The 20,010-nt window shown below is 45.2% G+C and carries 20 protein-coding genes, 2 tRNA genes and 1 pseudogene; 11 read left to right on the forward strand and 12 right to left on the reverse strand.

All coding sequences use genetic code 11. The annotated features are described in order from the left end of the window. The first annotated feature begins 28 nt into the window (after nucleotides 1-28). The 5 genes and pseudogenes from B9G69_RS01390 to B9G69_RS01410 form a co-directional block, all read left to right on the forward strand. Nucleotides 29-2,152 (forward strand): tetratricopeptide repeat protein, encoded by a 2,124-nt coding sequence (locus tag B9G69_RS01390; protein WP_088614264.1) that lies wholly within the window; start codon nucleotides 29-31, stop codon nucleotides 2,150-2,152. 14 nt (nucleotides 2,153-2,166) lie between these two features. Further along, the gene (locus B9G69_RS01395; RefSeq protein ID WP_088614263.1) at nucleotides 2,167-2,814 is read left to right on the forward strand and encodes a hypothetical protein; all 648 of its coding nucleotides are present in this window, start codon (nucleotides 2,167-2,169) and stop codon (nucleotides 2,812-2,814) included. Nucleotides 2,815-3,068: 254 nt separating this feature from the next. Beyond that, entirely contained in the window at nucleotides 3,069-4,745 is a 1,677-nt protein-coding gene (locus B9G69_RS01400) for a methyl-accepting chemotaxis protein (protein WP_088614262.1), read from the forward strand. A 133-nt stretch (nucleotides 4,746-4,878) separates the two neighbouring features. Then, a complete protein-coding gene (locus tag B9G69_RS01405; RefSeq protein ID WP_265437918.1) occupies nucleotides 4,879-5,187 on the forward strand; it encodes a hypothetical protein in 309 nt (102 codons plus the stop codon). Beyond that, nucleotides 5,168-5,749: pseudogene (locus B9G69_RS01410) on the forward strand (methyl-accepting chemotaxis protein); the annotation flags it as partial. The gene B9G69_RS01405 and the pseudogene B9G69_RS01410, both read left to right, overlap by 20 nt. On the opposite strand, the gene murJ reads toward B9G69_RS01410, so the two are convergent. Then, a complete protein-coding gene (gene murJ, locus B9G69_RS01415; RefSeq protein ID WP_088614261.1) occupies nucleotides 5,746-7,332 on the reverse strand; it encodes a murein biosynthesis integral membrane protein MurJ in 1,587 nt (528 codons plus the stop codon). The pseudogene B9G69_RS01410 and the gene murJ overlap by 4 nt on opposite strands. A gap of 51 nt (nucleotides 7,333-7,383) precedes the next feature. Between murJ and rpsT the strand changes: the two genes are divergently transcribed. Beyond that, nucleotides 7,384-7,644: a 30S ribosomal protein S20 gene (rpsT, locus tag B9G69_RS01420; protein ID WP_088614260.1), complete on the forward strand. Its 261-nt coding sequence runs from the start codon at nucleotides 7,384-7,386 to the stop codon at nucleotides 7,642-7,644. Nucleotides 7,645-7,699: 55 nt separating this feature from the next. On the opposite strand, the gene B9G69_RS01425 is transcribed toward rpsT, so the two are convergent. The 4 genes from B9G69_RS01425 to B9G69_RS01440 form a co-directional block, all read right to left on the reverse strand. After that, the gene (locus B9G69_RS01425) at nucleotides 7,700-8,092 is read right to left on the reverse strand and encodes a PilZ domain-containing protein (RefSeq protein ID WP_265437919.1); all 393 of its coding nucleotides are present in this window, start codon (nucleotides 8,090-8,092) and stop codon (nucleotides 7,700-7,702) included. A 454-nt stretch (nucleotides 8,093-8,546) separates the two neighbouring features. Further along, nucleotides 8,547-9,398 (reverse strand): aspartyl protease family protein, encoded by an 852-nt coding sequence (locus tag B9G69_RS01430; RefSeq protein ID WP_088614258.1) that lies wholly within the window; start codon nucleotides 9,396-9,398, stop codon nucleotides 8,547-8,549. Nucleotides 9,399-9,551: 153 nt separating this feature from the next. Further along, nucleotides 9,552-10,553 (reverse strand): DNA polymerase III subunit delta, encoded by a 1,002-nt coding sequence (gene holA, locus B9G69_RS01435; protein ID WP_088614257.1) that lies wholly within the window; start codon nucleotides 10,551-10,553, stop codon nucleotides 9,552-9,554. 3 nt (nucleotides 10,554-10,556) lie between these two features. Further along, the gene (locus B9G69_RS01440; protein WP_088617046.1) at nucleotides 10,557-11,147 is read right to left on the reverse strand and encodes an LptE family protein; all 591 of its coding nucleotides are present in this window, start codon (nucleotides 11,145-11,147) and stop codon (nucleotides 10,557-10,559) included. 44 nt (nucleotides 11,148-11,191) lie between these two features. Here B9G69_RS01440 and B9G69_RS01445 point away from each other — a divergent pair, with 44 nt between their 5' ends. The 4 genes from B9G69_RS01445 to B9G69_RS01460 all read left to right on the forward strand — a co-directional run bounded on the left by B9G69_RS01445 (nucleotide 11,192) and on the right by B9G69_RS01460 (nucleotide 15,383). After that, nucleotides 11,192-12,358 carry a pyridoxal-phosphate-dependent aminotransferase family protein gene (locus B9G69_RS01445; protein ID WP_088614256.1) on the forward strand — a complete coding sequence of 389 codons (1,167 nt, stop codon included), beginning with the start codon at nucleotides 11,192-11,194 and terminating at the stop codon, nucleotides 12,356-12,358. Continuing rightward, nucleotides 12,355-13,338: a D-2-hydroxyacid dehydrogenase gene (locus tag B9G69_RS01450; protein ID WP_088614255.1), complete on the forward strand. Its 984-nt coding sequence runs from the start codon at nucleotides 12,355-12,357 to the stop codon at nucleotides 13,336-13,338. Before B9G69_RS01445 ends, B9G69_RS01450 begins: the two co-directional genes overlap by 4 nt. A gap of 79 nt (nucleotides 13,339-13,417) precedes the next feature. After that, nucleotides 13,418-14,716 carry an adenylosuccinate synthase gene (locus B9G69_RS01455; protein WP_088614254.1) on the forward strand — a complete coding sequence of 433 codons (1,299 nt, stop codon included), beginning with the start codon at nucleotides 13,418-13,420 and terminating at the stop codon, nucleotides 14,714-14,716. A gap of 25 nt (nucleotides 14,717-14,741) precedes the next feature. Continuing rightward, nucleotides 14,742-15,383, forward strand: coding sequence for a TetR/AcrR family transcriptional regulator (locus B9G69_RS01460; RefSeq protein ID WP_088614253.1), 642 nt, complete (start codon nucleotides 14,742-14,744; stop codon nucleotides 15,381-15,383). Here the strand turns inward: B9G69_RS01460 and B9G69_RS01465 are convergent. From B9G69_RS01465 to B9G69_RS01490, 6 genes are all read right to left on the reverse strand, one after another. Continuing rightward, the gene (locus B9G69_RS01465) at nucleotides 15,376-15,843 is read right to left on the reverse strand and encodes a hypothetical protein (RefSeq protein WP_088614252.1); all 468 of its coding nucleotides are present in this window, start codon (nucleotides 15,841-15,843) and stop codon (nucleotides 15,376-15,378) included. The two genes, B9G69_RS01460 and B9G69_RS01465, sit on opposite strands and share 8 nt — an antisense overlap. A 32-nt stretch (nucleotides 15,844-15,875) precedes the next feature. Continuing rightward, on the reverse strand, nucleotides 15,876-16,646 hold the full coding sequence (locus tag B9G69_RS01470) for a hypothetical protein (protein ID WP_265437920.1): 771 nt from the start codon (nucleotides 16,644-16,646) through the stop codon (nucleotides 15,876-15,878). Between the two features lie 382 nt (nucleotides 16,647-17,028). Next, nucleotides 17,029-17,104 (reverse strand) — tRNA-Glu (locus B9G69_RS01475). A gap of 29 nt (nucleotides 17,105-17,133) precedes the next feature. Next, nucleotides 17,134-17,209 (reverse strand) — tRNA-Lys (locus B9G69_RS01480). Nucleotides 17,210-17,433: 224 nt separating this feature from the next. Further along, nucleotides 17,434-18,111: a hypothetical protein gene (locus B9G69_RS01485; RefSeq protein ID WP_088614250.1), complete on the reverse strand. Its 678-nt coding sequence runs from the start codon at nucleotides 18,109-18,111 to the stop codon at nucleotides 17,434-17,436. Nucleotides 18,112-18,200: 89 nt separating this feature from the next. After that, nucleotides 18,201-18,908, reverse strand: coding sequence for an alpha/beta fold hydrolase (locus B9G69_RS01490; RefSeq protein WP_088614249.1), 708 nt, complete (start codon nucleotides 18,906-18,908; stop codon nucleotides 18,201-18,203). Nucleotides 18,909-19,031: 123 nt separating this feature from the next. Between B9G69_RS01490 and B9G69_RS01495 the strand changes: the two genes are divergently transcribed. Next, on the forward strand, nucleotides 19,032-19,550 hold the full coding sequence (locus B9G69_RS01495) for a YiiX/YebB-like N1pC/P60 family cysteine hydrolase (protein WP_088614248.1): 519 nt from the start codon (nucleotides 19,032-19,034) through the stop codon (nucleotides 19,548-19,550). Between the two features lies 1 nt (nucleotide 19,551). On the opposite strand, the gene B9G69_RS01500 is transcribed toward B9G69_RS01495, so the two are convergent. Then, nucleotides 19,552-19,956 (reverse strand): low affinity iron permease family protein, encoded by a 405-nt coding sequence (locus B9G69_RS01500; RefSeq protein ID WP_088617045.1) that lies wholly within the window; start codon nucleotides 19,954-19,956, stop codon nucleotides 19,552-19,554. Nucleotides 19,957-20,010: the final 54 nt, after the last annotated feature.

Genomic DNA, 20,010 nt, shown 5'->3' on the forward strand with positions numbered 1-20,010 from the left:
TATCGTCTTCCAAGGCCGGGGGGTCTTTATGAAAAAGCCAATGAAAGCAATGATCGTGCTGCCACTTTTGTGCAGCACTGCTTTGGCGCAAGAAGTTCAGCATAAAGCGCTGAATGTAAAAAATCAGGGTTCACCCGCAGAAGCAAGTCTGCGTGTGAAATCCAGCCTCGTTCCTACTTTCGAAGTTTACCAAAAGAAAGTAGTTAAAGGTAAAACTGAAGTCTTTAAAGTGAAAGCGATTCCAGAGCTGAACATTGGTTCTGAGCGCCAAGTGGAAGCCATTCCATTAAGCCCGCTTCGCCTACCCGCTTCCCGCGAAGTGGCTGTGAAGGAAATCAAAAAAGCACCTTCTATCAACCCTATGATGGAAAAAATTCCTCCGTACACGGCGGTTGTAAATCCTGCGAAAGTTTTAACGACACCGGAAGCTTTCAATAAGATTCCAGATGTGAAAATGCTTTCTCCATTGAAAGATCCATCCACAACGCAGCCACAAGTGACGTTGCAAAAAATGGATGAGATGGGTCCGAACGATTATAAATTGCTTCAGGCTTTGATCTTTTTGGAGATCCAAAAGAACTATGAATTGGCCATGGGCCTTTTCGCTGAGTTGATGGAAGATCCAGAGCACCGTTTGGAAGCTTTGTATAACTACGCTCAAACAGCAAAAGGCATGGGTCTGAATACTGAATTCAGAACATACATGATCAAAGTTTCTCAAGAAACTAAAAACAAAGACTGGCAAGAAAGAGCAACCAAAGCACTTGTAGACGGCATCAAAGTTCTTGAGCTGTCAGACATTGCTTTGATCGATCCTCTTGTCGCTAAATACGAACTGGATGTGACTAAGAACGATGATTACCAAATCACTCGGGCCAAGTACTACTCTTCAGTTGGTAACTTGGGCTTGATGGAAGATGCTTTGATGTATATCGAAGAAAAATCTCCAAAATACCCAGAGGCTTTGCTTCTTTCAGGTTTGTTTAACTATCGTCAAAACAAAGTTGACGACGCCGTTATTAATCTTGAGAAGCTTTTGAAAGCAACTGAAGGCGATAAAAAATCTCAAATCAGAAACGTGGGTGCGATCACTATGGCTCGTATCCAGTTCCAAAAAAGCATGTACAAAGAAGCTTTCCAGTCTTACCTAAAAGTAGACCGTTCAAGCCCTCTTTGGTTGCAAGCTATGACTGAAAGCGCTTGGACTCAGATCTTATCCGAAGACTATGAGGGTGCTGCTGGGAACATGTTCTCTCTTCACACGGACTTCTTTAAAAACGCTTTCAACCCTGAATCATTCGTGGTTCGTACAGTGGGTTACTTGAATCTTTGTCAATATGGTGACGGTGTTCAAGTCCTTGAGGAAATGCGCCAAAAATACGGTCCTTGGAAAAAGAAACTGGAAGAATTTAAAACATCCCATAAGAAATCTTCGGATTACTATGATGCCGTTAAGACATGGGCTAAAAACTCAGATCTTAAAGAGATCGACGGTTTGCCACGTGCCTTCCTTGTCGAGTTGGCTCGTCATCCAGGTTTCATGAGCATACAAAAACAAATCAATAACTATGAAGACGAAATCACTCGCTTCAACAAAATCTCTTTCACATTGATCACAATGGAAAAAGACTTTTTGGCTAAGAAAAACGAGGCAGGCAAAGCGTTGGCTTCAGCGAAATCTAAAATGAAGCCGGGCGCAGAGAAATCGTCTGCGGTTGTTGATGCTGAGAAAAGACTTTTAAGCTATCAAATTCAGTATCACATCGCTAACAAAGCCCGCACTTCGATCAAAAACTTGCGCACTCAAGGTGTTGCTCGTATCGAGAAAGAAAAAGACGGACTTCGTAGCGAAGCTGGCAAGGCCCTTCAAGACAACTATAAAAACATGGTTGCGAACTTGAACCGTGTCTTAGACCAAAATGACGTGCTTCAGTACGAATTGTATTCCGGCGCCGGCGAACACATCCGTTACCAAATGGCTGGTGGCGAAGTGAACGATAAAGAGCGTCCAGAATTGAAAGTTGCAAAAGAAAAGAGCCTCAACTGGAAATTTAAAGGTGAGATCTGGGAAGACGAAGTTGGTCACTACCGTTCATCTTTGAAAAACGTATGCCCGCAAGATAATAACGTCGCTGGCATGAATGAGCACTAAGGAAGGAAATGTTTATGAAAACATCTATTAAACTAACAACACTGACAGTACTTTTGAGCTTCTCCACTGCTGCATTCGCACAAAATACAGCAAAAGAAGGTTTAGAACGTATCAAGTCTAACTTGAACAATTCTAAAACCAACTTGTCTGAATACGAAAAGAACCTGAAAACTGTTGAAGGCAACTTGTCTGAAGTAGCAAAAGCGAAATCAGCTGTCGAAGCGCAACAGAAAGACGTTGCAGCGCAAGCAGAAGAAAACACACGATCTATGCAAAAGCTTGGTAAACAAGAAGCTGAATTGCAAGGTTTGATCAAAGAAGAGCAATCTAAAACAGCGGCTGAAAACCAAAAAATCGCTGAGTTGGAAGCTATGATCGCGAAGATCAAAGAAAACCAAAAGAAACGTGAAAACAACGTTCAGGACTATCAAAATCAAATGTCCCAATTGGGAGAAGAAAAGAAAATTTGGCAGTCTCGTCGCGACACTCTGAAAGAGCAATACGACGGCGTTAACAAAAAAATCCGTGAGCTAGCTTCCGAAGAAAAAGAATGGAAAGGCAAGCAACAAGGATATAAAGGCGAAGTAAATCGCTGGCAGAAAGAAGTGGAGCGCCAACAAAAAATCAACGACTCTTACAACTCTCTGGCTGAAGTTAAATAATGACCTTCAGGAACTCTCCGCAAAGGGTTCCTAATAAACTCAGATTTAAATCAGTTTTGAAATAATTTATAGAGATCAAGTCCCCCGGCTTGATCTCTTTTCTTTTATTTCCCCAGTTATGGTGGAACCTGTTTACGTCCAGATTCATTGAATTCCCTTACATTGCATTTAGCCCCCTTAACCGCCTCACAGAACCTTCCGAAACGTTTCAGTAAGATTATTTTTGCACGTATGGCACAAGAGGGAACAATCACATGGACAACAATTCTTTAAAATCTTGGTTCCGCGGTATAAAAGGCAAACTGCTTTTCGCAGCTATCCTTCCTATAGCGGGTTTTGCAGTTATTTTTGGGTTAGCTTATGCTGGCCTAGGTAAGCTCGATGCAATGCTCACAACAGCTAATACAATTACGACCCCGAATCTGATAGCCGTCGGCGAACTGCGCCAATCGCGCAACAAGTTCAACTATTTCATTCTTGCCTCTTTGCGTGAGTCGACAGCTGAAAAGCGTAATGCCCACATTAAGATTGCTCGTGAAGCCCTGGACGAATACTTCACGGCATATAAAGAGTATTCTGCCCTTCCTAGTCCCGCTGAAATCGCGGATACTGACGATGCCGGTGACAAAGTCGTGGGCGAGTTCGTACAGACGATGAAAGACATCACGGACCTTGTGGAAAAAAACACACCGGAAACGGATGCCAAAGTTCTTGCTTTGATGGATGGAAAAATCGCTACATTGACAAAAACAATGAGTGCGATGACGGATGCTTCTATCAAATATTTCGAGCAGTCATCTATCGCAAACACCGGGATTGCAAAAGAAGCAATGCGCAAAACGATGACAATCATGACAGCGACGACGGTTGCGACTTGTCTTGCTGTGTTTGCATTGCTGATGTTTATTGCTGTTAGTCTTTCAAAAACTGTCGGCAACGTTGCTAGCCGCTTAACTGATTCAAGCCATCAGGTGTCAGCCGCGGTAGTCCAATTAAACAGTGCCGGCAACACTCTTTCTCAATCTTCAACTGAAGCAGCTGCCTCCTTAGAGGAAACCGTTGCTGCGCTAGAGGAATTGACTTCCATGGTACAGATGAATTCTGACAACGCTAAACAAGCTGCTGCGTTGTCCGCTTCGTCTCGTGAAGCTGCTGAATCAGGTGAAAACGATATCAAGAACCTGATCTCAGCAATGACAGAAATCTCGCATTCATCTAAGAAAATTGAGGAAATTATTTCGGTCATCGATGATATTGCATTCCAAACAAACCTGTTGGCATTAAATGCCGCGGTTGAAGCTGCACGTGCCGGTGAACAAGGTAAAGGTTTTGCTGTCGTGGCAGATGCCGTCCGCACTCTTGCCCAAAGAAGTGCTACTTCCGCAAAAGATATCTCGTCATTGATCAAGGATTCAGTTGCGCAAATCGATAGCGGTAGCAAGATCGCTGATCAAAGCGGAACGGTTTTAGCGAACATCGTTAACTCGATCAAAAAAGTATCTGATCTTAACAACGAAATTGCAGCTGCAAGCTCTGAACAAACAACGGGTATCCAACAAATCAGTAAGGCCATGAACCAATTAGACCAATCCTCTCAATCTAATGCGGCTTCTGCTGAGGAAATTGCTGCAACAAGCGGAGAGATTGGCAACCTTGCACACGTTACAGATACTCTGACTGCAGAGCTGACGGAAGTTGTTATCGGTAAAGGTGCCGTTCCGACAGAAACTGAATCTGTAAAACATGAAAAACCGAAGACTTCAAAAAAGGTTTCTCAGCAGAAATCTGCGAAGGTCATCGAAATGAAAAAGCCCGCGGCGGCTAAGTCCCCTGCTCCTTCAAAAACGATGAAGTCCGCACCGTCATCCTCTGCTGAGTTGATTCCATTTGATGAAGACGACCGTAAAATCGGAACGACTGATGGATTTTAAGAATAAATCTGAATAGATTCATAATCAAAAGGACTGAGCCCACAACTCAGTCCTTTTTTTTATATCCTACCCATTACAATTCAACATTCGTTGAGATCTGGACTTCAAGTTTGGCTATCAAGTCTTTGCGGCAATGATGATGGATACCCCCGAGAAACGTCATGAGAAAATCAAGCTGGCTCAAGACGGCATCAAAGAATTCAGAGAGAATTTTGAAATTTACAGAAATGCACCCGCAGCTCCGGAACTGGCAGAAACAGATAAAGCCGCTTATGCTGCCCATGACGAATATATGAAACTATTAGAGAAAGTTGCAGATTTGGCTGACCAAGGCACCCCGGAAGCCAACAAACAGGTTCATGAATTAATGGATGGCCGCCTGTGGGAATTGGGGCAAGTCATGCAAAAAATGACCGGCGCCTGCCGAGGAAGGAGAAAATGATATTAAGAATCTCATTGCAGCAATGAATGAAACATCCAGCTCTTCCAAAAAAATTGAAGAGATCATTTCTGTGATCGATGACATTGCCTTCCAAACAAATTTATTGGCACTCAACGCAGCCGTTGAAGCCGCCCGTGCGGGAGAACAAGGTAAGGGTTTTGCTGTGGTTGCAGAAGCCGTTCGTGCTTTAGCACAGCGAAGTGCTTCGTCAGCAAAAGATATTTCGTCGCTGATCAAAGAATCAGTATCGCAAATCGAACGTGGCAGCGTCATCGCAGACCAAAGCGGCACTGTCCTTTCGAATATCGTGAGTTCCATTAAAAAGGTTTCGGATTTAAATAATGAAATTGCAGCCGCAAGTTCGGAACAGACAACAGGCATTCAACAAATCAGTAAAGCAATGAATCAATTGGACCAGGCCTCGCAATCAAATGCAGCGTCCTCTGAAGAAATTGCGGCAACCGGTGGCGAGATCAATAACCTTGCCACAACAGCGCAGGGTTTAACAGTTGAACTGAATAGACTCGTGCTGGGAGTTGATAGCAGCAGCCCGGCTGTTTAAGACTTGTTTTTACGCTTAAATTGATCGAGCAGGAAACTCCCCTGCTCGATTTTTAATTTTAGGGATGATATTCCGTAAACCAACGCACACAAACCCATCACCAAGGTTAACAACAATGTTTTGATAAGACTTGATGAAGCGTACGTGATCCATCCGGCAAGGCCCCAGGCGACGACAGCCATCAACGCACCAGCGATGAGGATTTTAAACAGCTCCTTGCCCACCGCCATCCATCGCATCTGGACTGCAAATCGACCCATCAAAGCGACTACTAAAACAAATTGCACCGCTGCTGCAACCAAGCTTGAAATCACCAGGCCCTGAAGACCTAAAGAGCGAATCCAAAAAGGTGCTATTCCAATGTGCAAAGCCAACCCTATGAGCGAAGTCACGGCAGGCACCCACGTATTTTTCACAGCGTAAAAAGACGGAATCAGCACGCGCACCGAAGACACAAACAATAGGCTAACCGCGTAGACCTGCAAAACCATAGAGGTCGCCGCAACATCGCTTACTGCAAAATGACCGCGATAAAATAACACTTCAACAATCGGTCGAGCCAGAAAGTACAAACCAATTGCCGCGGGCACCGCTAAAAAAAGGTTCATCAGAAAATGCTCTTGCATCACCTTTTGAAATTGCTCGCGCTCTTTGCGTTGAGCCAAATCACTGAGTGTCGGTAATAGCGCGGCCCCGATGCTGACAGCAACTAACGACAGTGGAAGCTCCAGCAGGCGATCCGCCCAATAAATATAGGATAAAGCTCCCTCTCCCAGACCACTTGCAAAATGCAAATTCACCAACGTTGCAAGCTGCAACAACCCCATACCCAGCAACCCTGGCAGCATGTTTTTTAAAACCAAGCGCACATCAGGATTCCAAAGATGCCGAGTTATTCGAGGCAGATAATTTCTGTGGCGCAAAGCCCACCATAAAAGGACCGCCTGAAGCAATCCGCCAACGAAAACGCCCCACGCAAGTCCATCTCCCATCTGAGGAAACCACTGAGGAGGCATAAAGGTGAAAATCAGCATCGAAATATTCAAAAGCGCGGGAGCCAGGGCCGGCAGCGCAAAACTCCCTAAGGCATTGAGGATGCCCATGAAATAGGCGTAAGAGCACACAAAGAAAACGAACCCAAACATAATGCGCGCCATGCGAACCGTAAGATTCCACTTTTCCACGTCCAACAGATAATTGTCCGCCAACAGCAGCCTAAGCAGCGATTCCATGCTGCCAATCCCCCACAGAGTCACTACTCCCAGAACAATCAAAAGCAGTGTGTAGATGGCATTTATAAGGTTGCGAGCCCTGACCCCGGAGGTGTCTTCGGCCTGAGATTCAATAAAAACGGGAATAAAGCTCACAGACAGCGAGCCTTCGCCAAAAAGTCGACGGAACAAATTAGGGAGTCGGAATGCCGCAGTCCAAGCATCTGTGACTGTACGATCAAAGAGAGCTGCCAGGGCCATATCACGGAATAAGCCCAAAACGCGGCTAGTTAGGGTCCCACCGGCCATAAAAAAGGCTTTTTTGAAGACCTTTTTGCGATCTTCTTTTAATCCGCTTGCCTCCACAGACACCGTATGTTAATCCCTTTGGTTCGTTTATAAAGATTAAGTGGAGGCTATACCTTGGCAAATCATAAGTCAGCAGCAAAAAGAGCTCGTCAATCTATCCGTAAAACAGCAGTAAACAATGCTCGTAAAAGCACTGTAAAAACAGCTGAAAAAAAACTTGTTAAAGCTATTGAAGCTAAAGACGTTAAAGCTCTTCCTGAGTTGTTGAAAAACTTCACTGCTCAAGTAATGAAAGCAGCTAAAACTGGCGTTATCAAAAAAGAAACTGCTTCTCGCAAAATCAGCCGTCTTTCAGTACGCGCTTCTGCAAAGTAATTTCGACTGATAATTTGAATTAGAATTGGGTGACCATTGAGTCGCCCTTTTCTATTTATGCAGCTTGCGATGAGGAGTGAGTGCGTGCTGATACAAAAGCACGGATTTGTCTTTTGGTAGCAAAGTTAACATTGCTGAAGCTGAGACCATGGGTGACTGTCGAGTCACCCTGTTTTTTTTGTGTGGAGCGAACCACTCCGCGTAGGAATACGAAATCCCCTGCCGGGATTTGAAAGCTGACGACGACTTCGTCACCTTCGTTAAGCAGGTATTCCGAAATAATCGACATACCACCTTCACCGATTTCCCCTGAATCAACGATAAAATAAGAACCGTCACAAAGGACCCCTACTTTACGTTTCATCGTACGACGTGGATACTGGCGACGGAACCCGCCTGGTTTATCCTCGATCGTTGGAATGTTTATCTTTTGAAAGTCGCCTGCCATGGAATACATATCGGAATTTTGACTGTACCTGTGCAGTCTTGTTTTCTCTGTCTCACTTTGAGACTTGGGCTGCCGGGACTTGGGCTGCCGGGACTTGGGCTGCCGGGACTTGGGCTGCCGGGACTTGGCCTTGGCTATGGAGTGGAGTACGTGCTCCGCGACACGCCATCCAGGCTCACCGTCGCCCGCCTTTGGCGGGTTCGCGCATCGTGCGCCGACGGAGGTCGCTGCGCACGCACTCCACTCCATAGCCAATGCCAAGCACGACGTTTTTGTTTCAAAGTGGAAGAGATCACGAGCCTTTGGGTTTGCGAAATTACTCATGAGGAGATTGGTGGATCAGTCGTCGTTCTTATGATGCTTTAAATCACGCGGAGAAAAAGTCTGTTGAAGAGGAAACTGCTAAGATTCGGTGGGATTTGATTTGTCAGAAGCTTCAAAACTAGTTCCCTAGCTATTTTTTTGTAGCTCTTTTGATGGCTGAGTACTTTCCCTCATTGGGTGATAGCAGCCAACTGTATTGTTGAATGTAGTCGATACCCAGGATGATATCGATGCCTTCTTGAGGTGGAATCACCATGAACGACCACAGGTTTTTTGCGCATTGGCCTTGGATGCAGATTTCTTGTGCGGGCTCGGCCATCATGTAGGATTTTGTGAAACCCGCAATATCTGTTTTCGGCTGACGACCTATGAGCTTGAAAAATTCTGGGTTGTTTTTTACGAACGCGCCTGTGACTGCACTTGAAGCGTGAGTATCAAATAATGCTCTGACGGTTTTGCTGCCCATTTTCATTTCGATCACTGGACGCTGACCCGGGATCATTCTGCTTTTTGTTTTAAATGCTTTTGCCTGCGCCGACGTCGGCTCGATATAAATCGCGGCCATCGATGATACGATTTTTGCGTTATCCAAAAGAATTGTCTTATTTCTGAAAGTGTCGGCACCGATAGTTCCGACGAGCTCTTGTCCTGAGGTTGTCGGAATTTCTGCTTGCACCAATGTTTTGATATTCGCAGCTAACAATTCCCCGCCCACCTTGAGGCTTTTCACTTCAACAACAGGATATGTTTGCACTCCACCCAATGTTTGCATCGATTGCTCGCCCGTGACTTTCAAACCCTTCGCCGCTTTGCCAGAAATAAAAGTCGAATCCGCCCCTAAGTCCAAAGCGCAAAGCCCCCTCATGCCTTGAATTTCGCACTCGATTTGCGGGAACAACCCTGAAGTATCCAACGCAATGCCTGCGGCTTGTGTGTCCGTGTTTGCGATTAAAATAAGTGCCATTAGAATGAGGCTTTTCATATACCCTTTGTCGAATTCTCAGACATCCGTGAAACAATACCAAAAAACCTCTGCCAAAACCGCGACAGCAGGTCTTATGCGGAAACTGATTCTAATGGGGCATTAAGCGAGTTTCGTGCCGTCCAACTCGGCAGTCGGACTTTTTCATTGAAATTAAGCGGTACAGGTTTTTAGAACCATATTTTCAAGCCAGATGTGGCTGGAAAGTGGGGATGATTTCAAGGCTTTGTCAGTTTCAGACAAAACAACCATCGTTTGCTCGAGCTTTTTGGCCGTCCACAGGCGTGATTGTTCGGCGTAGTTTTCTAAGAAGTAGGGAGGCACTTGTGCATAGTGCGCAAGTTTTGCTCCGTGCAAGCCTTCGTCCATGCCTTTTTTTACTGCTAGCAAAATACGAATATGGCGAGCCACCAAGGATATAATTCCGATTTCGTTTTGGCCCTGATCCAATAAGTGAACCAAGTATTCCAACGCCTTCACACGATCGTTCATGCCAACAGCTTTGGTGAAATCAAATACACTTTCTTCTTTGGAACGAGAGACGACTTGAGCCACGTCAGAGACTTCGATACGACGAGCGCCCTCGACGAACTCTCCTAGCTTTTTAAGCTCAGCTTCAATTTCCGTTAAATGATGACCAACAAGCTTATGAAGCAAGTGAATCGCATCGTTGGAAATTTTCAATCCCAAAGTTTCAGCGATATAATTGATCCACGATGGAACTTGATTTTCGTAAGGCTTTTTGAACTCGACACAATCGGCTTTGTCCAACAACTGACGGATTTGTTTTTTTCGTTTATCCACACGTGAAGCAAGGATCACAAAGCATGTGCTATCAACGGGTTCCTCAATCAAGGGTTCCAACTGCGCCCATTCTTTATCCGTGAGTTCTTGAGCTTCCTTCAAAATAACCAAGCGACGTGGAGCCATCATCGGCAATGTTTCAACAGCGTCGCGAACCTGAACAATGTCAGCGTCGCTAGCGTAAAACAGACTGTAGTTGAAATCGATCGCGCCTTCAGTCAGAACGGCATACTTGAAGCGATCCACACTTTGATTCAACAAATAAGGTTCTTCCCCGAAAAGGAAGTACATTGGCGCAAGGTTGCCCTTTTCCAAGTCCTTATAAAATTTTTGTGAATCAATTAATGCCATCTACTAAAAATTTTCCGTAATACGATCGTGAGCTTCAAGCATCAGATCATTTGCCATAAGGTCAATGTTTTGCCTGCGGGCTGAGAGATTGTAAAGCGGATCAACAGAGTTTACGCCAGCAAGCGTTACCTGAGGTGCCGCATAAGTACGCTCTCCCGTAAAGCTTCCCTTCCACAACTCCGTACCATCAGCTTGTCTGACGACTTTGACAGTTACTGTCAGAAGGATACGATACTCTGACGCGATAACTGTTCCCGAAGGCAAATAAGTGGAAGCATCTCCGGAAATACGTTTTGCACCTGGCAAATATTGAACGTTGTCGATCTGACCAATTACAGCCACTTCAGACAACGAGTTGTCCACGACGCGCGCAACTCGAGAACGTTGAAATTCGTGAATCAAACCGTTGGTAAACGCAACTTCGATACCTGTTTCTTGAGTTTTATTTTTAAAAACTGGAACAGAGATCTGCTTATAGCCGCCAGGAATCGTACGGCTGGCAACACCCAGATGATAAGCACAACCAGACAGAAGCTGTAAGCCAAGTACAGAGAGAATCAGAATGCTGCGAGAGCCTTTAAATATTGCGTCCACCGACCCAGTTGAGTATAAATTGAAGAAGAGATCAAGGAAGAAAAATGACATCATTCAATGACGAATACAGCCTGCTTGCTCCCGGTCCCGTAAACCTCCATCCTGAGGTGCGTAAAGCTTTAGCATTACCGATGATTCATCACCGCACTCCAGAATTTGACGTTATTTTAAAACGTGTTTTATCGGGCATTCGAACTGTCTTTCAAACTCAAGAAGATGTTTATCTTTTAAGCTGCACTGGCTCTGGAGGAATGGAAGCCCTGTTGGTGAATACCTTGTCTCCGGGTGATAAAGTTTTAGCCATCGTTTCGGGAAAATTCGGAGAGCGCTGGGCCGAGATGGCAAAAACTTTTGGCGCTGAAGTGTCCATCATCAACGTCCCCTGGGGAGAGGCTGCCAAGCCTGAATCTGTCGAAGATCATTTAAAACGTTTCCCCGAAACTCGCGCCGTTTTGTGCCAAGCTTGCGAAACAAGCACGGCAGTTGCTCATCCCATCAAAGAAATCGCAGAGGTGGTTGCCAAATATTCTGAAACTCTTTTCTTGGTCGATGCGATCACGGCTCTGGGAGCTTACCCCCTGCCGATGGATGAATGGAAAATTGACGGTCTGGTCGCGGGATCACAAAAAGCCTTTATGTTACCAACCGGCATGGCCTTTATTGCATTTTCAAAAAAAGCCCAACGCTATTTTGACTCTGCGAAATGCCCTCGCTTTTATTTTGACGTTCGCAAAGAAAAAAAGGCCAACGCTGCAGGCGAAACATTCTTTTCTTCGAATGTTTCTATCATTCGCGCCCTTGATGTCGTTCTAAATTTAATCAACAAAGACGGCCTGGACAAACTTTTCCACTCCATCCACCGTCGTGCAGAATTCACTCGTCAATTTGCTAGAGGATTGGGTTTTACGTTATATGCAAAATCTCCGAGTGACTCTGTAACAGCCTTGGTTGTACCTCCAACAATGGACGGCCAAAAAATCCGCCTCGAGCTTGAGCAATCTCACAACATCACAATCATGGGTGGCCAAGATCAGGCGAAAGGTAAAATCATTCGCATCGGTCACATGGGGTATGTGCAAGATAAAGAGATGTTAAAATTGATCGACAACTTGGGCCAAGTTTTGCGCAAATTCGATCCTGGTTCTTTAACCTTGGAACAAATTTCGATGGTTGTTGAGGAAGGCCGTCAGTGGCTGGAGCAAAACCCATGAAGAAAAAAATCTTAATCACAGATCGCTTTGCCCAAGATAGCTTTTTGTATTTACAGCAAAATGAAAATTTCGAAGTCGTTCGCAGTGACAGCCACATTCACCTGCCGCTGGAACACTTGGTAACGGCTCACGCCCTTATCATTCGCAGCCGCACCGTGATTAACGAAGAACTTCTGGCCAAGGCCCGTCAGTTACAGTTGATCATAACTTGCACCAGCGGCTTTGATCACATTGATCTTGCAGCGACGGAAAAATGGGGCATCACTGTGATGCACACTCCAACTGCCAACGTTCAATCGGCGGCGCAGTTGACGTGGGGTTTAGTACTGGCTTGCGTGAACAATCTTATGCCTGCTCATAAAATGGTCAAAGCTGGAGAATGGAAACGCGACGCCATCACAGGTATTGAACTTTCCGGGCGTACCTACGGCATCATTGGCTTGGGTCGCATTGGCTCCCGCGTTGCGGAATTTGCACAAACTTTCGGCATGAACGTCGTCGCTTTCGATCCTTACGCCGAAGATGAAACTTTTGAACGTTTGAATATTCCACGATTGAGCTATGAAGAGGTTTTGAAGTCAGCGGATGTTATAAGTTTTCACGTTCCAAAAACTTTGGAAACGGAGCACATGCTGGACCGCTCGCACTTTGAATACATTCACCGCGGCATAGTTTTGATCAACACGTCTCGGGGCTCAGTTATTAATGAAAATGACCTCTGTGAAGCACTTGATAAAGGTTGGTTACGCTCTGTGGGGCTGGATGTTTTTGAAAAGGAACCCCTGCCACGCACCTCAAATCTACTACAATACCAGAACGTCATCCTGACTCCGCATATTGGAGCAAATACGGAAGACGCGTTCTTCAAAGCGAGTCAGGTTGCGGCAAACAAGCTGATGGCCTTTTTCATAGATGGCAGCACCTCTGACACACTCCCACCAAGAGCGCCATGGTACGGAGCTACACCTTTTGACAAATAACCGATTTGACATTTAATGCCCCACTTCCTATCGTCTTGTCCCGGGCGCCGAGCTTGGCGCCTTTGAAGGGATCTAGGCTATGTCAGGAATCGTGGTTGTCGGTGCTCAATGGGGCGACGAGGGTAAAGGTAAATTGGTCGACGTGTTTGCAGAAAAAGCGGACATGGTTGTTCGCTACCAAGGTGGCGCCAACGCAGGTCACACGCTGGTTGTAAACGGCCAAAAAACAGTTCTTCACTTGGTACCAAGTGGTATTCTTCGTCCCGACACAACTTGCGTCATCACCTCCGGAGTCGTGATTGACGTCTTCAGCATCCGCGATGAAATCAAACGTTTGATCGCCGGTGGTTATCTTCAAAATCCAAAACAACTTTTGATCTCGGATACAGCTACTATCATTCTTCCATATCACAAGGCCTTGGATGCCGCTCGTGAAGCAGCTTTGCAAGGTGGCAAGATCGGAACAACGGGTAAAGGCATTGGGCCGGCTTACGAAGACCGCGCTTCTCGCCGCGCTGTTTTGTTGGGTGATATTTTCCATCCAGAATCTTTGAAAGAAAAATTGGAACTGGCTTTGCGTGAAAAGAACTTCATGCTTGAGAATTACTACAACGGTTCCACTTTCAAATTGGAAGATTTGCTTCAACAATTGAAAGAAGTGGCTGAGGACTTGGCTCCTTACCGCGCTAAAGACACGTCTTTATTTATTTCGAAAGCTTTGAAGTCCAACAAACGCGTTATGTTTGAAGGTGCTCAAGGGACTATGCTTGATATCTTGCACGGAACTTATCCGTTCGTGACGTCTTCTTCCACTTTATCAGCGAATGCTTGTGTGAGCGCGGGTGTCGGGCCAACAAACATCCAAAAGGTTATCGGCGTCTTTAAAGCTTACACGACTCGTGTTGGTTCGGGTCCATTCCCAACCGAGCTTCACGATGAAGTGGGTCAAAAGATCCAAGCTGATGGTCACGAGTTCGGGGCAACTACGGGTCGTGCTCGCCGCTGCGGCTGGCTCGACTTAGTTGCTTTGAAATACGCCATCCGCGTGAATGGTATTACAAACCTTGCGATGATGAAGATTGACGTTTTGTCAGGTCATGAGCGCATCGGCGTTTGTACGGCTTATAAAATCAACGGCGAAATTGTCACGGAACTTCCAACGTCTCCGTACGAGCTTGAAAAAGTTGAGCCAGTTGTTGAGTGGATGACGGGCTGGAAAGAAGATTTGACCAAGGTTAAAACTTTGTCTGATCTTCCAAGACCTGCGACGAACTTCATCGACTTCATTGGCTCACAATTAGGTACTCCGATCGATGTGATCTCTGTAGGTCCGGGTCGTGAGCAAACTCTTTGGGTAAAACCTTTGTTCAACAATTAATTTCGTATTTTAAAAAGCCCGTTTTTTGAAAGCGGGCTTTTTTTTGGTTCTAGGACGTTTGATGAAAAAATCGGCAGAGAAAAGTTATCACCATGGCTCTTTAAAAGAAGCGGCCATCCATGAAGTTTTGGAATTCGTTGTTCGCGCAGGACATTTGGATTTCAGCCTTCGTGAAATCGCGAAAGCTTGCGGCGTCTCCGCCCCCGCCTTTTATCGTCACTTTGAATCGAAAGAAGTTTTACTGATCGAAGTGGCAAAACGTGGCTATGAATTGTTTCACCAAAAACTGCAATACGCCGCCGAACTTCACTCGAAGCTCCCTTCAACAGAACGCATTCAGCAACTGGGGATGGCTTATCTCGATTTCGCGATTAAATATGAAGGCCACTACCGTGTTATGTTCAACCGCGAGCTTCACGTATTGCCAAGCTACCCTTCTATCAAACCCTTGGCGGATCAGTCCTTCCGCTTGTTAAGAACGACGATCAGCGAGGCATTTAAGAGCTCAGGGATGGATATTGATGACAAAGAGGCCGAGCTTGCCACCCTGCAAGCGTGGTCCATGGTCCATGGGCTGTCGCACCTGTGGCTAAGCCGCATCTTGGGATACACTGAGAATCAGTTCCTAAAAATGAGCCGCGAAATCGTTAAAGCTAAAATTATTTAAATTTCTCTTTAAAGAAACTGGAGACGGTTTCCGCTGTTGTCAGGTTTTCTGTGGATTCCACTTTCAACTGATCGACTTTTATTACAAGGATCGTGCCTTCTTGACGAGGCCATGCTTTCGTGACGTCCCCTTCTTTATCTAGTGCCAGCTTGAAATTATATTTCTTCATTTTTGGGATCGCGAACATCTTTGATACCAAGGCCGGCATCTTTGAAATGTCGGAGATTATCAAAGTCTTTGAGAGATCGAAATTCTTGGCGTTTTCGTTCAGGTACTCTGTCAAAATCTTTGCAGCCTTCATATCACTCGAAAAAATAATCCATTTTGTCTCTGCGTTTAGTTCAGCGGGTTCTTCGAATTGATTTTGGATTTTGAAGGAAGGAAGTATGTCACCAGATTGTACTGCGAAAGCCGGAATCCCTGCCAAAATAAAAAATATCAGATGAATTGCCATTTTCATATCGAACCCCTATCAAATATCTAATCGCTCAACTAAAACAAAATCCCTAACTGAAATTTAATAGCTGCAAAGCGAGGGAAATGAGAAATAATATCGATCCCCTTTTGCACATTATCAATATCTTGCTGGTTAGTTGCGTGATTTAAATACTCCGCACTTACGTGTGTTACATGCAACGGCTGAGACCAAGAAAACCAATCAACTCCTAGGGTGATGTTTTTGCGGAAGATCCATCTATTACCGAGCGCCACATTAAGACCCAAGGCTTCAATTTGGATCATACCCATGTTGGGATAATATCCGCTCGTAACACGACTTAGGATATCGTCTCCCAAATGAAGGGTAAAATTATAATAACTTAGACCATAACTAAGATTAAAACTGTTTCCGCCAAAATAGGATCGACGTATTAAAGAAATCCGCTCATCTCTCATACTTCCAAGATCCGCAACAACAACGGGAACAGCGACACTGCCTCTGAGATACTCGATCTCCCAAGTATTATCGGCACTTTGAATCGCCCCCACAGTTGCTCCATACTTGCCTGGAATCAACAAGTCCACGCCGGAGTAACTTCCCAATACAAAGTAGCTCTCTGCCTCTCTGCGAACTCGAGTTTCATTAAAAGTCTTAACGACAGTATCTGTCGCCTGTTTCGCGATGACGGTGGCTTTATTAAAAACCTCTTTAGCTTTTTCCGATGTGCTTTGTTCTTTTTCTGGAGCTGCTTGCTTTACCTCTTCCGCTTTAGAATGAAGTGTAACGGAAACGATTAAGAGGGCGAGTATTGTCTTGAAATGCATGCAAATCCCGTTTTTTGTTTATGCGAGTTTTTCACAATGGGATTTACCTCACAATACATTTTGTAATTTAGTGCTCCTTGTTCTGTTGGTGATGTCGGAGAAGAAGAAATTGTAAGATTTTTTTTAGCTCTGTGTTTCGCGACGTTCACGACCCAAGGGTGGCTGCGCGCATCCTGCACTTGTCCCTGCGGGACTCTGCTTCGCCTCGCGCTAAATGGCCGTCATGGCCATTTTGCTGAACCACGTGTCGGAGCTCATTATTTTTCGGAGCGCTTTGATCGGAGTTGTGTGCCGACCTTTTGAGTTGAAACCTTTTAGAAACTTCAGATGGTGAAAATAAAAAACCCATATCTTTCGATATGGGTTTTGTATTTTCAAAATTTGGCGTTCCCAAGGGGATTTGAACCCCTGTATCCTCCGTGAAAGGGAGGTGTCCTAGGCCCCTAGACGATGGGAACGTACTAGGAAAAATCAAAAGAACAAAAAATGGTGGCTCGCGATGGATTCGAACCATCGACCCTTTCATTAAAAGTGAAATGCTCTACCAGCTGAGCTAGCGAACCACTTTGTCCGTTTGAGGAAGTGCTAATTTGTTCTAAGAGGGGGTTAAAGTCAATACGAAATCTTGCAGTATTTTAAAAATTTTTATTACTTTTTTGGGGTGCGGCGAGACTTTGCACAAGATGTCAGCAAACCCGCACGGAATATAGCTAAGCTCGCAATATAACTCTCAAAAAAGATGAAATTTTAGGCAAACTTTTCAGGGCGCTCTTAAAATTATCTAAAATTATTTTCCAATCGTACCGGGTACGCCGGTGAACAAAATTCCGATCGTCAAATAGCCACCGGAAAGATCGATCTGATTGATATTGCTGCTGACAGAGCCGGAGCGATCGAAGGACTCTGGTTTATTGCTTTCGATTCCACCCTCCATGATGAAGTAAATCCATTTGTACCCGACTGCCAAAGAGGCTCCTGCGGCTGCATAGGGGGTGGCGAACCAGCCCGAGTTTGCTTTTTTGGTTAATGATCCGTCCTCTGTCGCGGATTTTATGGTGTAAGTCGTGTTACTGCCACCCGCCCCCGCAAAAGCATCCAGGCGCAAGACATCGCTTTTATAAAATGGGACGCGAGCCAAAAACATAAATGTGTCTTGATCAATTTTCGCGGTGTAATCGGTCGCTGCGTTCGCAGGATTTTCATCATTGTTCAAAGTTCTTTTAGCATAGCGAACTCCGACGTCTAAATATTGAAATGCGGGATAAACAATCTCCACACCGTATTGAGTGATGCTATCCACCTTTTTCATGCTTTGTGATTCAAGGGAGGTGTTCAGCTCCGTCGGAGATACATTGGTGGACCCGATAAAGAGTCTTCCGTTAACGGGCAGCTGCTTAGGCTCCGCCAAGGATGCCATTGAAAATAAAAAGATGCCCACGACAAAGACCGACCTAATTTTTCCCATAGAAAAATGCTATGCGGTTCGTAGCAGATATTCAATAGCCCATAAGGACAGGGTTGCTTTCGTCCCGATTTATTGCGCCAACTAAATCTTTACAAGGAAACGGCTTGCTTGATGGCGTGGGCAATTTCCAGAGGCTTTTCTAACGGGATGTAATGTCCTGTTTCTTCTATGACCGTAAATTGCGACCGTTTAATTCTGTCGTGAAAGTTTTGTAGAGAAACTAAAGACACGACTCGATCCTCCCTCCCCGCAATAATAGTAATGGGAAAGGTCAGCCCTTCCAAAGCTGCGGTTAAATCCTTACGCTGAAGGGTCGCTCGCATCTGGTTCACATACATTTCAGAGGTATAGGCCTGACTCATCTCCTGAATGACTTTTATAACCTCCGGATTTTCACCAGAGCGAGGATGGATGAATCTCATCACCTCTTTTTCAGACATTCCCTTATATTGAACTCGCGACAACATATCTGCCATTTTAAGCCGACTGGACTGCTCAAGCTCACTTAAAGAACCCACATTGGCGGCAATCAAGGTGAGGGTTTCAATCCGCTCAGGGTATTTTGTTGCGAAAACTTCGGCGATATAACCACCCATAGAAAATCCCACCATGTGAAAACGCGGAGCTTCGATTATTTCAATTTGTTCCAGCATCTCTTCGAGGGTTTTGCAGAATTTAAAATCAATCAGATAGGAAGGACCTTCATACCTTAAATAGGTTTGCACAGAAGTCCATAATCTGGGATCGCACAGAAAACCATGAAGAAACACGATAGGTAAAGACTGATTTTTATTCACAATGCCTCCGCAGCGGCAGCTCTAATAAAAATAACAAGGCCGTGGAGCATACACAATGATACGGATCACTTTTCGAGCAGAAACATTTTGACTGCCACGACTCAAAAGAGGACAACCCTTGGCATGCGTCGCTGGTTGGCTTTAGCAACTCTTACTATAAGTATTCTGATTTCTGCTCTATCGGCAGAGGCTGGAACACGCATCGCCTTTCTTGAAACATTTAATTCTCGAGGCGAGCGAGTGGAATATGAGCCCGGAGCACGCTTTTCGCACACTGCTATTCAGTTCGATGACATTGGGGAGCTGTGGCTTAATGCTTACCCTGGCGAAGGTGTCGCCATTATCACTCTCGATCAATTGAACCACCATGGTACGATAACGGAAGTTATCGAGATCGATCAGCCGGTTCAATTCCAGCAAGCAGCTCCCTATATGGGGCTGCCATTTGATTTCTGGTATTCTTGGGATGATAAAGCGATGTACTGCTCAGAGCTTTTAGGGAAACTCTTAAACATCCCCACTCATCCCATGACTTTTAATAAAAAAGTTTGGCCAAAGAATTACTGGGACCTTGATGGCACTCCCGGGCTTTCTCCCGACAACCTATACCGCTGGGCGGTTGAGCACCAAGTTAAGAACTAAACTACTTCTGACGATTTTTCTTTTGAGCTTCGATCTTTTCGATCACTTCGCCCATGCGCTCATGAGTGGCACGAAAGTCTGCGTGCACTTGATCAAGCATATCATCAGACATTTCTTCAAGATCAATCAAATCATCACGCGCGCCATTGGTGGCACGAATTAATTCATCTAACTTAAGGTGAATGGCGCGGGCATCCCTGTTTTGAGTATTTTGAATCAGGAATACCATCAGAAAAGTAATAATCGTGGTCGCCGTGTTAATCACTAATTGCCACGTATCGGAATAATCAAAAACAGGACCCAGAACTGCCCATAAGATAATGCCACCGACGGCCAAGACAAAGGCGTAAGGAGTTCCGACCCAGTGAGAAATTTGATTAGAGATTTTGCGAAATAACTCATTCATGGGGACAATCTTGCCAGTGTTAAGTTCCACTGACAAGACTGATGACAAGAACTT

The sequence above is a fragment of the Bdellovibrio sp. SKB1291214 genome (genome assembly GCF_002209355.2).
Classification (GTDB): domain Bacteria; phylum Bdellovibrionota; class Bdellovibrionia; order Bdellovibrionales; family Bdellovibrionaceae; genus Bdellovibrio.

Excerpts from the sequence above, each read along its gene's own strand:
- B9G69_RS01390 (WP_088614264.1), top strand. The coding sequence starts at position 29 with ATGAAAAAGCCAATGAAAGCAATGATCGTGCTGCCACTTTTGTGCAGC.
- B9G69_RS01395 (WP_088614263.1), top strand. The coding sequence starts at position 2,167 with ATGAAAACATCTATTAAACTAACAACACTGACAGTACTTTTGAGCTTC.
- B9G69_RS01400 (WP_088614262.1), top strand. The coding sequence starts at position 3,069 with ATGGACAACAATTCTTTAAAATCTTGGTTCCGCGGTATAAAAGGCAAA.
- B9G69_RS01405 (WP_265437918.1), top strand. The coding sequence starts at position 4,879 with ATGATGATGGATACCCCCGAGAAACGTCATGAGAAAATCAAGCTGGCT.
- B9G69_RS01425 (WP_265437919.1), bottom strand. The coding sequence starts at position 8,092 with ATGGCAGGCGACTTTCAAAAGATAAACATTCCAACGATCGAGGATAAA.
- B9G69_RS01430 (WP_088614258.1), bottom strand. The coding sequence starts at position 9,398 with ATGAAAAGCCTCATTCTAATGGCACTTATTTTAATCGCAAACACGGAC.
- holA (WP_088614257.1), bottom strand. The coding sequence starts at position 10,553 with ATGGCATTAATTGATTCACAAAAATTTTATAAGGACTTGGAAAAGGGC.
- B9G69_RS01445 (WP_088614256.1), top strand. The coding sequence starts at position 11,192 with ATGACATCATTCAATGACGAATACAGCCTGCTTGCTCCCGGTCCCGTA.
- B9G69_RS01450 (WP_088614255.1), top strand. The coding sequence starts at position 12,355 with ATGAAGAAAAAAATCTTAATCACAGATCGCTTTGCCCAAGATAGCTTT.
- B9G69_RS01455 (WP_088614254.1), top strand. The coding sequence starts at position 13,418 with ATGTCAGGAATCGTGGTTGTCGGTGCTCAATGGGGCGACGAGGGTAAA.
- B9G69_RS01465 (WP_088614252.1), bottom strand. The coding sequence starts at position 15,843 with ATGAAAATGGCAATTCATCTGATATTTTTTATTTTGGCAGGGATTCCG.
- B9G69_RS01470 (WP_265437920.1), bottom strand. The coding sequence starts at position 16,646 with ATGCATTTCAAGACAATACTCGCCCTCTTAATCGTTTCCGTTACACTT.
- B9G69_RS01485 (WP_088614250.1), bottom strand. The coding sequence starts at position 18,111 with ATGGGAAAAATTAGGTCGGTCTTTGTCGTGGGCATCTTTTTATTTTCA.
- B9G69_RS01495 (WP_088614248.1), top strand. The coding sequence starts at position 19,032 with ATGCGTCGCTGGTTGGCTTTAGCAACTCTTACTATAAGTATTCTGATT.
- B9G69_RS01500 (WP_088617045.1), bottom strand. The coding sequence starts at position 19,956 with ATGAATGAGTTATTTCGCAAAATCTCTAATCAAATTTCTCACTGGGTC.